The sequence below is a fragment of the Chromobacterium sp. Panama genome (assembly GCF_003052555.1).
Taxonomy (GTDB): domain Bacteria; phylum Pseudomonadota; class Gammaproteobacteria; order Burkholderiales; family Chromobacteriaceae; genus Chromobacterium.
In genome coordinates, this window is record NZ_QARX01000001.1 from 2,545,311 (window position 1) to 2,558,412 (window position 13,102).

Sequence of the window (13,102 nt, forward strand, 5' to 3'; positions counted from 1 at the left end):
TCACGTTAACTATGTTCAACATTCAACAGCCCGTTTCCCAAGCTGGCGGCCATGAAAAACGGGCGGCCGCAATGGCCGCCCGCTTAAGCGAAAATCCGCGTCGACGCGCGTCAGAACAACCGCGCCAGCAAGGCCTTTTCCTTGCCATGCATGCCGGGAATCTTGACCTGCATGCCGTTGCCGGCCGCCACTTCCACCGGCTGGTCCTTGCGCGTCATCTGCGCCAGCTCGATGATCTGATTGCCGCTGGGGTGGATCACTTCGATGCGATCGCCCACCGCGAAGCGGTTCTTCACCTCGATCAGCGCCCAGCCGTCGGCGTCCACCGACAACACGTCGCCGACGTACTGGCTCTGCTTGGCCTTGGAATGGCCGGTGAGGTAGTTCTGGTATTCCTGGGTCTGGTGACGCTCCAGGAAGCCCGGGGTGTAGCCGCGGTTGGCGAGGCCGTCCAGCTCGGCCAGCAGGCCGAGGTCGAACGGGCGGCCGGCCACGGCGTCGTCGATCGCCTTGCGGTAGACCTGGGCCGCGCGCGCCACGTAGTACAAGCTCTTGGTGCGGCCCTCGATCTTCAGCGAATCCACGCCGATTTTGGCCAGCTTCTCCACCTGCTCCACCGCGCGCAGGTCCTTGGAGTTCATGATGTAGGTGCCGTGCTCGTCTTCGATGATGGGCATCAGCTCACCGGGACGGCTGCCTTCTTCGATCAGATAGGTCTTGTCCGCCAGCGGATGGCGCTCGGCGCCGCCGCAGGAGGCGAAACTCTGATTGGCCTCTTCCAGCGCCTTGTTGAAGTCGAACTGGATGGTCTGCACATCGCCGGCGTCGTCGCCCTGAGTGTCGTGCACCTTGTAATCCCAGCGGCAGGCGTTGGTACAGGTGCCCTGGTTCGGATCGCGGTGATTGAAGTAGCCGGACAGCAGGCAGCGGCCGGAGTAAGCGATGCACAGCGCGCCGTGCACGAAGACTTCCAGCTCGATGTCCGGGCATTGCTGGCGGATTTCGGCGATCTCGTCCAGGCTCAGTTCGCGCGACAGAATGATGCGCGACACGCCCAGCTTCTGCCAGAACTTGACGCCCATGTAATTGACGGTATTGGCCTGCACCGACAAATGAATGGGCACTTCCGGCCATTTTTCGCGCACCATCATGATCAGGCCGGGATCGGCCATGATCAGCGCGTCCGGCTTCATCGCGATCACCGGCTCCATATCGGCCATATAGGTCTTGATCTTGCTGTTGTGCGGCAAGAGGTTGCTGGCGACGAAGAACAGTTTGCCGCGCGCGTGGGCTTCGTCTATGCCCTGCTTCAGCTCTTCCAGCTTGAAGTCGTTGTTGCGGGCGCGCAGGCTGTAACGCGGCTGGCCGGCGTAGACGGCGTCGGCGCCGAAGTCGTAGGCGGCGCGCATCTTGTCCAGCGTGCCGGCCGGCAACAGAAGTTCTGGTGCTTTCATTGTTTATTCTGTGGGTTCGTTGAGCGGTGGGCTCAGTGCAGCAGACAGGACATCGGCAGCGGCTCGCGGTCCGGCTCGACAAAGCCTTTGCGCGCCGAATCGTCGTCCAGGCGCTCTGAAGAATAGTGTTGCAGAATCACGGCGCGGGGGTCGGCCAGCATGTCCGGGCAGTGGCTGGCGAACGCCTCCCAATCGTCCAGCAACTGCGGCTGGCTGGCCATCCGGCTGTACAGAATCACCAGGATGGCCATGGTCAGGGTGTGGTGGTACTTCATCGCCGCGCCGTTCACCATGGCGAAACGGGACAGCGCGCGCGCGCAGCGGGCGGCGGCTTCCGGCGCCGGGTATTGGCGGCGGTAGGCCCAGGCGGCGTACAGGTGCGCGCGGTGGTTGAAGTCGGATGCAGGCAGCGCGTTGGTTTCCAATTGGCGCAGGAATGCCTGATGGTCCATGACTCGGTTTCTCCGAAAATTCCAAAAAGCAAAGGCTCCACCCAATGTGGAGCCCTGACCCTTATCGATACGGGGGCGATTATGCGCGGCCTGCCGGTGGCAGTCAAGTCCGCGCGCCGTCCGCAAGCAACACTTTAAGCCGCTGTTTTAAAAATCCTTTTCCGGTTTAAGGTCTTTTCGCCAATGCCAACAAAGCGCTGAACTGGCAGATCAGGGCCAGCAGCATCGCCAGCGGACACAGAATGGCCAGCAAGGGGCCGGGGCCGCCGTCCAGGCCGCGCCACAGCGCCGAGCTGAGCGCAAAGACCAAGGTGCTGAGCAGCAGCACCGTCATGGCGAAGCGCCGCTGCCTTTGCATCTTCTTAAACAAATTCAATAGCATGTTTCATCGTTCCAGGTGAGGCCGCCGGCATTCTAGCCGGCTGGAGCTGTGTCGTCTTCGCACAAGGCGCGCAGCGCTTCCAGCTCCTTGGCTGAAAACCCCGCCCGCTCGCGGGCGGCCAGATTATAGGCCCCGCGGTAAAGCTGGACATCGTGGCGCCGCAGCAGTTCCTGAAAACAGGCCTCCGGCTCCAGCCCCCGCTGCCGGCACAGCCGGCCGAACCAGGCGTTGCCGATGCGCACATGCCCCACTTCCTCGCGCAGGATGATGTCCAGCACCGCCACGCTCGCGTGATCGCCAATGCCGGCCAGCCGCCGCTGAATGCCCGGCGTCACGTCCAGGCCGCGCGCCTCCAGCACCCTGGGCACCAGGGCCATCCGCGCCAGCGGATCGTAATCGGTCTTGCAACTCATCGCCCACAGGCCGTTGTGAGCGGGGAAATCGCCGTAGTCGTGGCCCAGCTCCCGCAGACGCCACAGCAGGAGGGAGAAGTGGCGCGCTTCTTCCGCGGCGACTTGCAACCAGTCGCTGACGAAGGCGTCCGGCATCTCGCGGAAGCGCCAGGCGGCGTCCAGCGCCAGGTTGACCGCGTTGAATTCGATATGGGCAATGGCGTGGAGCAGCGCGGCGTGCCCCTGCCGGGAGGACAGGCTGCGCTTGGGCACCTTGGACGGATGGACCAGTTCCGGCAGCGGCGGCCGTCCGGCCTCCGGCAAAGGATAGGCCGGCGGCGCGTCCGCGCGGCGCGGCAACGCGTCTAGACGCCAGCCGTGCAAGACCTCCGTCGCCAGCGTCATCTTGCGCTCGACGTCGTCGCACAACAGCGCCGCTTCCAACTGCGGGTAAAGAGATGTCGACTCGCTCATGGCCGGGTATTTTAGCCGATCCCGCCTCGCCTCAGAACCTGTTCAAAGTCTAGCGGCCTGCGACAAAGCAAGCGGTTTCGCTCATACGGCGCATGGGCATTTCAATGCCCGACTCCCCCGCCGCGTCGTCGGCGCGCAGCGGACTTTGAACCGTACCTCAGGCCGGATTGGTTTCATTCTGCCTGGCCAGCCAGGCCTCGAACTCGGCCAGCGCGGCGTCGAAAGCCGGCATCAAGGCCGCCACCTGCTCCATCGCCTGGGCCTTGCCGGCCTTTTCCACCGCTTCGGCCGCCTCGCCCAAGGCCTTGATGCCCACCATGCGGCTGGCGCCCTTGACCCGGTGGGCGGCGAAGCTGACGCGGTCGCTGGAGCCTTCCGCGATGGCGCTGCGCAGTTCGGCCACGTCCTCGGCGTTGCCTTGCTGGAAGTCGCGCAGGATTTCCAACTCCACTTGCAGCTCGCCGTTGCTGTACACCTGCAGCACGGAGCGGTCCACCGGCCCGTCTTTCGGCCCGCCCTCAGGTTCGGCCTCGGCGGGCGGCGCCGCCGTTTTTGCCCCGGCCTCCGCCGTCGTCCACTTTTGCAGCGCGGCGGACAGCTCCGCAATCGACAGCGGCTTGGTCAGAAAATCGTCCATGCCGGCTTCCCGGGTCTTGTCCAGCTCCTCCTTGGCGGCGTTGGCGGTGCAGGCGACGATGGGAATACGGCTTCCTTCCGCTTCCTCCTGTTCGCGCGCGCGCACCAGCCGCGCCAGCTGATAACCGTCTATGCCCGGCATATGGCAATCGGTCAGAATCATCGAGTAGCGGCCGGACTGCCATTTGGCGAAAGCCTGCTCGCCGTCCTCCGCCCATTCCGCCGCATAGCCCAGCTTTTCCAGCTGCTTGAGGGTGAGCTTGCGGTTGGTGGGATTGTCCTCGGCGAACAAGATGGGCAGCGCGCTCCGCTCCGGCGACGGCGCCGCGGTTTCGACCTCCTCTTCGCGCGGCGTCTCCGCCGGCACGTGGACCTGGGGCAGGCTGACCGGGGCCACCACTTGTTCCGACCACTCCGCCTCCAGCAGCAAACGCGCGCAACTGCCCTGGCCCAGCTCGCTCTCCAGTTCCACATGACCGCCCATCAAGCCGGCCAGCCGCCGGCAGATGGCCAGGCCCAGGCCGGTGCCGCCAAACCGCCGGGTGGTGTCGGAGTCCGCCTGGGTGAAGGGCTGGAACAGCCTGGACAAGCTGTCCTCGGACATGCCGATGCCGCTGTCCTCCACCTCGAAGCTGAGCGACTGGTAATTGGCCATGGTGCTGAGCACCTTGACGCGTATGGTCACGCCGCCCTGAGCGGTGAACTTGATCGCGTTGCTGATGAAGTTCTGCAGAATCTGCCGGACGCGCAAGGGGTCCAGCACCAGCGTCGGCGCCAGTTGCTCATCCACTTCCAACTGGAAATCCAGCCCCTTTTTATAGGCGTTTTCCTGGTACAGGCTGCGGATGCTCTCCAGAAACGGCCGCGTCGCCGTCGGCGCGGTGACGATCTCCAGCTTGTCGGCCTCGATCTTGGAGAAATCCAGAATATCGTCGATCAGCCGCAGCAGCGTGTGCGCGGAATCGTGTATCGTCGCCACCGCGTCCCGCTGCTCGCCGTCCAGCCGGGTCATGTTCAACAGTTCCAACATGCCCAGCACCCCGTTCATCGGCGTGCGGATTTCGTGGCTCATGGTGGCGAGGAAGGCGCTCTTGGCGCGGTTGGCGGCATTGGCCTGGTCCCGCGCCATGCGCAGTTCGAATTCGGCCATCTTGCGTTCCGTGATGTCCAGGCAGGCCAGGATCATCACGCCCTCCACCGTTTCCGTCGCCACCATCTGGCCTTCGAACAGGACCCAGATCGGAAGGCCCGCGCCGGTCAGACATTCCAGTTCGCAGTGGATGCGGGTGCCCTGACGCATTTGCTGCAAGTGCTCGGTCAACTCTATCCAGCCTTGATCCGACGCCATCAGCTCCATCAAATGCATGCCCACCAGGCCGTAATCGCCGACGTCGAAAATCATCTCCGCCGTCTGGTTGGAGCGGGAAATCTGCAATTGCTCGTTCAGGCGCAGCAAACCCACCGGAGACGAGGCGAACACCGCCTCCTCTTCCTGCAACACGGTGCGCAACTGCGCCTCCGACACCTTGCGCCGCGCTTCCTCATCGTAAAAGCCCAGGATATTGGCGTAGGCGCCGATCAGCGGCTGCATGCCCACGCCCAGGCGAAACACGTCCGGCTGCTGCATGCACACCGCCGCGGCGACATCGCCGCCCAGCATCACCGGCAGGGAAATCCAGGTGGAGCGCTCGCTCAGCAGCTGGAACAATTGGCTGAGCGGAGCCGCCGCGTGGGTGACTTCCTGCAGCGACGGCAATTCCGGCGGCCAGCTGCCGGCCTGCAAACGCAGGGATTGCCCGCATTCGTCCAGCGGCGACCAGGCCACCAACAGGCATTCGCGGGCGCCGGTGTGATGGCAGAACACGCGGTGCAGCTCCTCGAACACCTTGTCGCGCGGCTCCCGCGCCAGCAACATGCCCTCCACCACCGAAATTGCCGACAACAGTTCCACGCTGCGCTCCAGCGAGGTTTCGGCCTGCCGTCTTTGCTGCTCGTTGCGCACCGTCAGCATGCGCCAGCCGTGATCTCGGCTATTGCTGAACTGGCTGAGCGAGATCGCCACGTAGAAGCGTTCGCCGTTGGCGGGCAAGCCTTCTCCGGCCAAGGCCACGGTTTCCTGATCGTTCAAGGCCTGGGTCAGATGCGCGGCGCCGCCCGGCACCTCCAGCAAGCTATAGGCCGACATGCCGTGCAAGGCCGCTTGCGGATAGCCGAACATCTTGCCGGCCCCCGCGTTGGCGATTTCGATCCGACCGTTGCGATTGACGATCAACACCGCGTCGCCGGAGGCGTCCAGCATATGCTTCAGCGCGGACAGCGGCCGCAATACGCGGCGCACCATGTAGTACAGCAACACCAGCACCAGGCTCAGCGCCAGCACGCCGAACAAGCCGTCGCGCACCATGCGCAGCAGATAAGTGCGCCGGCTTTCGTCAATGCGCTCGGCCGTCATCCGCTCCACCATGCCGAAGGTGCGCCGCAGCTCCTCATCCAGTTCCAGCAAGTTGACGCGGAAATTCGTGACCTGACGGAAAGACTGAACGCCGTCTATCTGTTCGTATTGCAGTTTGACGACTAGTTGCAGCTTCAGCGTCAAGGTGGTCAGATTAGTGAACGCGGCTTTCAAGGCGTCGTCGTGCACGCCCAGGATCACCGGGCGCAGCTGCTCCACCATGACCATGGCGGAGCTGAGCCGGAAGGCCAGATCGTCCTCGATGTCGCGGTTCATCCGGTGCCCCAGCTGCTCGCGCATGATCAGCGCCACCGCGTTACCGCGCAATTGCCCGCCCAGCTGCCACAGGCTCTGCTTGATCATCATCAGGCTGTTGAGCGTGGGGTCGCCCTGACTGGCCAGCTGCGCCATGTCCGCGGCCAGGATGCCGCCGGCCTCGTTGCGCATCCGCGCAGTGGCCAGGTAGAGCAGATTGCTCAGCGATTCGTTTTGAAAATCCGGCTGGCGCAATATCTTTGTGGTTTCATCGCGCAGCACCTTGAAATCGTGGGCCAGATTACGCAGCCGCCCCTGGCTGGAGGCGTCCGCCCCGGTCATGACGGGAACCGACGCCAGCGCCACCACGAACTTGGCGTCGGTGTCGCGGGCAAGCTGCTTCAGTTCTTCCTGTTGTTGCGGCGTAGGCGGCGATTTTGCCGTCAGCAGCAGCCGCAGCTTGCTGCTCTCCAGGTTTTCCGCGCTGACCGCCTGATACAAGGCCGAGATGTCTCGATTGAGCTCGGCCACGTGCCGGGCCCTGCGATAGGAGTCCCAGGACTCGTCCAACAGACGCAAAATGGCCCCGGTCTGCAGCACGCCCAGCAATAAGACGATCAGGATCACCGCGCGGCGGATGGATTTGATGTGCTCCTGACGCGGCCTGGAAAACTTCATCGATGGCCGCTCAGAGCTCACGTGACGACTCGGCCTCCGTCTCGGAAACCTCCTCGACGAAGAGCCGCAAAACGCCGTAGCGGTCGCTGAAATCGCGCAGCACCGTGATCTGGTTGGCGGAGATGGCCGCGCCGCGCGGCAGCAGCAAATGGCCGTGCTTGCTGTGCAGGTCCTGAGCCAGCACCGCGCCCGCCTTCACCGTGAGCAGGCTGACCGCCATGCCCGGCGGCGCTTCGGGCAGCGCCGGAGCGTCGAACAGCCGGCCGAAAACCTTGCGGTCGTATTCGGTGCCGGTGGACACGCCGTAGTAGCTGAACGGATCGATCTCCGGCCGCTTGCGCTGCATCGCCGCCACGATGGCCTTCTCCACATCGGCCGGCTTCGGCGGCTTGACCACGAAGCCGTCTGCGTGCAACTGGCTGGCCAGCACCACATTGCTGCGATCCGCATGGCCGGACAGGAACACAAAGGGCAGATTGGAAGGATTCATGGTGTGGCCGCAGCGCAGTTCCTTGAGCAGATCCATGCCGTTCATCGGCGCCATCTGCACATCGCACAGCACCAGGTCCACCATGCGGATATCCAGCAAGCGCATCGACGCGGTGCCGTCCGCGGTCTGGAAGATGGCGTCCGAGCGCATGCCCATGGTCTGCAAAGCCTGACTGATCAAGGAGCGCACCAGAGTCTGGTCGTCCACGACCAATATCCGCATCCGCGAGAAGTCCACCGCCGCGATACTCATCCCGCGCCCCCTTCCGCCGCCGCGGTTTCCTGACTCCGCCGCAAATAGTCGCTCAATTCGTTTTCACGCACCGGCAAGGCCATATAAGCGCCTTGCACGCAGGGGCAGCCCATCTCCTGCGCCAGCGTCACATCCTCCTCCTCGTCCACCCCGCTGGCGGTGATGGCTCCCGGCGGCAAGCCGTAGATGCGCAAGAACCGCAGCGCCTGCGGGTCCGCGCCCAGCATGGCGCGTATCCATTGCAGGGATTCGATGGGGATATTCACATGGTCGAACGGCAGCTTGAGCATATTGCTCTGGGTCAGCGAACCGCTGCCGAAATGATCGGCGATCAGCCGGAAGCCCAGATACTTGATCTTGGCGACGTTCTCGAAAGCCTGGGCCGGCGATTGCTGCCCCAGCCCCTCGGCCAACTCGAAACCCAGCAAGCGCGGCGGCACGCCGCGCTGCTGCAACTGGGCATGGCAGTGGTCGAACAGGTTCTCGCTCTCCAGACAGGCTTTGTCTATGCGCACGTTGACGCCGCACTCCTCGCCCAGGCCTTGCTGGCGCAGGCTGGCCAACAGGCTGGCGATGCGGGCCACCAGCTCCTCCAGCACCAGGGCGGAAACCCCCTTGCGGCGCGCCAGCACATTGAAAAGGCCGGCGCCCCACTCCACCCGCCCCTGCGGCCGAATCAGGGCCGTCACGTCGAAGCCGGCGAGCCGATGGCCGGGCAGGCCCAGGATGGGTTCGATCTCCAGCTTGAATTCGCCGGAGCAGACGTCGGCGAAAAAGCCCTCCACGTCCAGCTGCTGCACCTGGTAGGCGCGCTCCAGATCGTTGAACACGCTGTTGAGCGCGGTGAGAAAGGACTCCGCCGAGTACGGCTTGGACAGGAAGCGGGTGCTGCCTATGCCCAGGCTGCAAGCCATCTCGCTGATGGTGTTCAGGGTTTTGCCGTCATAGCCGGAAATGATCAGCAAGGCCGCCCGGTAGCCGAGCAAGGCCACGTGCTTGATGAAGTCGATGCCGTTCATGCCCGGCATGCCGATATCGGTGACGATCAGGTCGTAGTGGTTCTCCCCGATGCTGCGCAGCGCCTCGGCCGGGTCGCTGAACTCGTCGATGGCCACTTCGTAGCGACTAAAGAAACTGGCCTGGCGGGAAATCAGTTTCCGCAGCACCAGCTGGTCTTCAAGAATCAGAAACCGCTTGGCGGGCAAGCTCATGGGATCTCCCCTTAGCATCGCGCGCGGGCGCCCTGCCGGCTGTCCGCAACCCAATTTAGATACGACATTCGAGTAATATTGATATAGGCCGATAAGCCCTCGGCCACAACCACGGCTTGCAATCTTCGCGCGCGGCGGCGTTCCGCTTGTGCAATTGCCGTCGTCGCCATGCATAATGAGAGCATTGTCACGCCAGGAGGCACGCCATGCGGTTCCAGTCCAGCCAGCTCGGCCAAGTCGATATCGACGAGAGCACCGTCATCACCTTCCCGCGCGGCATTCCCGCGCTGGAAAACTGCACCCGCTTCAAGCTGTTCCACAACGCCACCCAGGCCCAGCCGCAGGTGTTCTGGCTGCAATCGCTGGACGACGCCGGCGTCATCTTCAGCATCACCACTCCGGAAGCGCTGGACATCCGCTATGAGATAGAGCTGGACGACGCCGAAGTGGCCGAGCTGCAATTGCAGCGGCCGCAGGATGTGGCCATTCTGCTGATGCTGAGCAATCAGGCCGATGAACAGCACCCGGCGCTGTCCACGATGAAGGCGAACATCCGCAATCCTCTGGTGATCAATCTGCAAAGCCGCACCGGCCTGCAAAAAGTGGGGCTGCAGTGCGACATCCTGCTGCATAACCGCTGATGCCGGCCCCGGCCCGCTGCGCCTGGTGCGGCGACGATCCGCTCTACGTCGCCTATCACGACGAGGAATGGGGATGTCCCGAGCGCGACGACCGCAAGCTGTTCGAGATGCTGATTCTGGAAGGCGCGCAGGCCGGCCTGTCCTGGATCACCATCCTGCGCAAGCGCGACGGCTACCGCCGCGCTTTTCACGGCTTCGACCCGGTCAAGGTGGCGGCGATGGACGACGGCGACGTTGAGCGCCTGATGCAGGACGCCGGCATCGTGCGCAACCGGCTGAAGATCCGGAGCGCCATCCGCAACGCCAAGGTGTTTCTGCAGATGCAGCGGCAACACGGCAGTTTCGCCGACTGGCTGTGGGCGCATGTGGACGGCCGGCCGATACTGCGCCGCCGCGACGACGAGCGGGTGCCCGCCAGCACCGAGCTGTCCGACCGCATCAGCAAGGCGCTGAAAAAAGCCGGCATGAACTTCGTCGGCAGCACGGTGATTTACGCCTATCTGCAGGCCTGCGGCGTGGTCAACGACCACATGTCAGCCTGCTTCCGCCACCCTGATCGCGGCTGAGCGCGCCGCCCAAAGAAAAAGCCCGGATTCCCGGGCTTTTTTTACGAGCGGGCCTGCGTTCAGGCAAAGCTCAGATGGCCGTCCCGCGCTTCCACCAGGATGGTGGATTTCGGCGGGTATTCGCCGGCCAGGATGGCCTTGGCCAACGGGTTTTCCAGTTCGGACTGGATCGCCCGCTTCAAGGGCCGCGCGCCGTAGACCGGATCGAAGCCGGCTTCGGACAGCAAGGCCAGCGCCTCCTCGCTGATCTGCAAGTCCAGATCCAGCTTGGCCAGCCGGCGCTCCAGGCTCTTGAGCTGGATGCGGGCGATGGACTTGATGTGCTGCTCGCCCAGGCCGTGGAACACCACCACCTCGTCGATGCGGTTGATGAACTCCGGCCGGAACTGGGTTTTCACCTCCGCCATCACCGCCAGCTTGATCACCTGGTAATCGTCGCTGTCCATCGCCTGGATCTGCTGGCTGCCGATATTGGACGTCATCACCACCACGGTGTTCTTGAAATCCACGGTGCGGCCCTGGCCGTCGGTCAGGCGGCCGTCGTCCAGCACTTGCAGCAGGATGTTGAACACGTCCGGATGCGCTTTCTCCACCTCGTCCAGCAAGATCACGCTATACGGCTTGCGGCGCACCTGCTCGGTCAGATAGCCGCCCTCCTCGTAACCGACATAGCCCGGCGGCGCGCCGATCAAGCGGGACACCGAATGCTTCTCCATATACTCGGACATGTCGATGCGGATCAGGTGATCTTCGCTGTCGAACATAAAGCCGGCCAAGGTCTTGCACAGCTCGGTCTTGCCCACGCCGGTCGGCCCCAGGAACAGGAAGGAGCCGTAAGGCTTGTTGGGATCGGCCAGACCGGAACGGGAGCGACGGATGGCGTCGGCCACCGCGCTGACCGCCTCGTCCTGCCCCACCACGCGCTGATGCAGCACCTCCTCCATGCGCAACAGCTTGTCGCGCTCGCCTTCCAGCATCTTGGACACCGGAATGCCGGTGGCGCGGCTGACCACTTCCGCGATCTCCTCCGCCCCCACCTGGGTGCGCAGCAAACGGTTGGGCCTGGCCTGCTCGCCGGCGCCGGCCGCCTCGGCGTCCTGCAGCCGCGCCTCCAGCTGCGGCAGCTTGCCGTACTGCAGTTCCGCCAGCTTCTGCCAATCGCCCTTGCGCTTCAGGTCCTCCATCTCCACCTTGAGGCGCTCGATTTCCTCCTTGATGCTCTGCGAGCCCTGTTGCGCGGCTTTTTCCGCCTTCCAGATCTCGTCCAGGTCCGCATAGGCGCGCGACAGCTCGGCGATCTCGTCCTCGATCAGCTTCAGCCGCTTTTGCGAGGCCTCGTCGCTTTCCTTGTTCACCGCCTCGCGCTCGATCTTCAGCTGGATCAGCCGGCGGTCCAGCCTGTCCATCTCTTCCGGCTTGGAATCCAGCTCCATCTTGATGCGGCTGGCGGCCTCGTCGATCAAATCGATGGCCTTGTCCGGCAAGAAGCGGTCGGTGATGTAGCGCTGCGACAGCTCGGCGGCGGCGACGATGGCCGGGTCGGTGATGTCCACGCCATGATGGATTTCATACTTTTCCTGCAAGCCGCGCAGGATGGCGATGGTGTCCTCCACCGAGGGTTCGCCGACCAGCACTTTCTGGAAGCGGCGTTCCAGCGCCGCGTCCTTCTCGATGTAACGGCGGTACTCGTCCAGCGTGGTGGCGCCGATGCAATGCAGCTCCCCGCGCGCCAGCGCCGGCTTCAGCATATTGCCGGCGTCCATCGCGCCCTCCGCCTTGCCCGCGCCCACCAGGGTGTGGATCTCGTCGATGAAGATCAGGGTCTGGCCGTCGTCCTTGGCCAGATCGTTCAACACCGCTTTCAGCCGCTCTTCGAATTCGCCGCGAAACTTGGCGCCGGCGATCAGCGCCGCCAGATCCAACACCAGCAGGCGCTTGTTCTTCAGGCTTTCCGGCACTTCGCCGTTGACGATGCGCTGGGCCAGGCCCTCGACAATGGCGGTCTTGCCGACGCCGGGCTCGCCGATCAACACCGGGTTGTTCTTGGTGCGGCGCTGCAATACCTGGATGGCGCGGCGGATCTCGTCATCGCGGCCTATCACCGGGTCCAGTTTGCCCAGGCGCGCGCGCTCGGTCAGGTCCTGGGTGTACTTCTTCAAGGCTTCGCGCTGGCTCTCCGCGTCCTGGCTGGACACGCTTGCGCCGCCGCGCACCGCGTCGATCGCGGCCTGGATCGCCGCCGGCTGGCCGCCGTGCTCTTTCAGCAACCGCGCGGCCTCGCCCTTGTCCTGGCTCAGCGCGGACAGGAACAGCTCGCTGGCGATGAATTCGTCGCCCAGCTTCATCGCCGCCTTGTCGCTCAGGTTCAGCAGATTGGCCAAATCCCGCGAGACGGTGATCTCGCCGCCATTGCCCTGCACCCGCGGCAGGCGCTGCAAAGCCTGGTTCAAGCCGGCTTTCAGGCCGGGCACGTTGACGCCGGCGCGTGCCAGCAGGCCGGCGATGCCGCCGTCGGCGTCGTCCAGCATGGCCAACAGCAGATGCTGCGGCTCGATGTAAGCATGGTCTTGAGACAGGGCCAGACTCTGGGCATCCCCCAGCGCCTGCTGGAACTTGGTCGTCAGCTTGTCGAATCGCATGGAGTGGCTCCTTCGGAAGATTGATAAACACTATCTGGGCATGGCCAGTTGCTTTTCAAGCCTCGCAATCGTCGATCTTGAACCCGATTTTTCCTCAGACGCATTTTATTTATGGCGTTGGCAAAAAA

At 63.9% G+C, this 13,102-nt stretch carries 10 protein-coding genes; 2 read left to right on the forward strand and 8 right to left on the reverse strand.

Features of this window, described 5'->3' with window-relative positions:
* Window positions 1-110: 110 nt before the first annotated feature.
* The 7 genes from yegQ to DB032_RS11400 form a co-directional block, all read right to left on the reverse strand.
* On the reverse strand, window positions 111-1,454 hold the full coding sequence (yegQ, locus tag DB032_RS11370) for a tRNA 5-hydroxyuridine modification protein YegQ (protein ID WP_107799590.1): 1,344 nt from the start codon (window positions 1,452-1,454) through the stop codon (window positions 111-113).
* Between the two features lie 32 nt (window positions 1,455-1,486).
* Window positions 1,487-1,906, reverse strand: coding sequence for a hypothetical protein (locus tag DB032_RS11375; protein WP_107799591.1), 420 nt, complete (start codon window positions 1,904-1,906; stop codon window positions 1,487-1,489).
* A gap of 166 nt (window positions 1,907-2,072) precedes the next feature.
* Entirely contained in the window at window positions 2,073-2,288 is a 216-nt protein-coding gene (locus tag DB032_RS11380) for a hypothetical protein (protein ID WP_146176651.1), read from the reverse strand.
* A 32-nt stretch (window positions 2,289-2,320) separates the two neighbouring features.
* Window positions 2,321-3,154, reverse strand: coding sequence for a ferritin-like domain-containing protein (locus DB032_RS11385; protein WP_107799593.1), 834 nt, complete (start codon window positions 3,152-3,154; stop codon window positions 2,321-2,323).
* Window positions 3,155-3,311: 157 nt separating this feature from the next.
* The gene (locus tag DB032_RS11390) at window positions 3,312-7,175 is read right to left on the reverse strand and encodes a PAS domain-containing hybrid sensor histidine kinase/response regulator (protein WP_107799594.1); all 3,864 of its coding nucleotides are present in this window, start codon (window positions 7,173-7,175) and stop codon (window positions 3,312-3,314) included.
* Between the two features lie 10 nt (window positions 7,176-7,185).
* On the reverse strand, window positions 7,186-7,917 hold the full coding sequence (locus DB032_RS11395) for a response regulator (RefSeq protein ID WP_107799595.1): 732 nt from the start codon (window positions 7,915-7,917) through the stop codon (window positions 7,186-7,188).
* A complete protein-coding gene (locus DB032_RS11400) occupies window positions 7,914-9,128 on the reverse strand; it encodes an EAL domain-containing protein (protein ID WP_158274294.1) in 1,215 nt (404 codons plus the stop codon). Before DB032_RS11400 ends, DB032_RS11395 begins: the two co-directional genes overlap by 4 nt.
* Window positions 9,129-9,334: 206 nt before the next feature.
* Between DB032_RS11400 and fliW the strand changes: the two genes are divergently transcribed.
* Window positions 9,335-9,769, forward strand: a complete 435-nt coding sequence (fliW, locus tag DB032_RS11405; RefSeq protein ID WP_107799597.1) for a flagellar assembly protein FliW — start codon at window positions 9,335-9,337, stop codon at window positions 9,767-9,769.
* Window positions 9,769-10,335 (forward strand): DNA-3-methyladenine glycosylase I, encoded by a 567-nt coding sequence (locus tag DB032_RS11410; RefSeq protein ID WP_107799598.1) that lies wholly within the window; start codon window positions 9,769-9,771, stop codon window positions 10,333-10,335. The genes fliW and DB032_RS11410 overlap by 1 nt, the downstream gene beginning before the upstream one ends.
* A 59-nt stretch (window positions 10,336-10,394) precedes the next feature.
* Here DB032_RS11410 and clpB read toward each other — a convergent pair whose 3' ends face one another.
* Window positions 10,395-12,974: an ATP-dependent chaperone ClpB gene (gene clpB, locus DB032_RS11415; protein ID WP_107799599.1), complete on the reverse strand. Its 2,580-nt coding sequence runs from the start codon at window positions 12,972-12,974 to the stop codon at window positions 10,395-10,397.
* Between the last annotated feature and the right edge of the window lie 128 nt (window positions 12,975-13,102).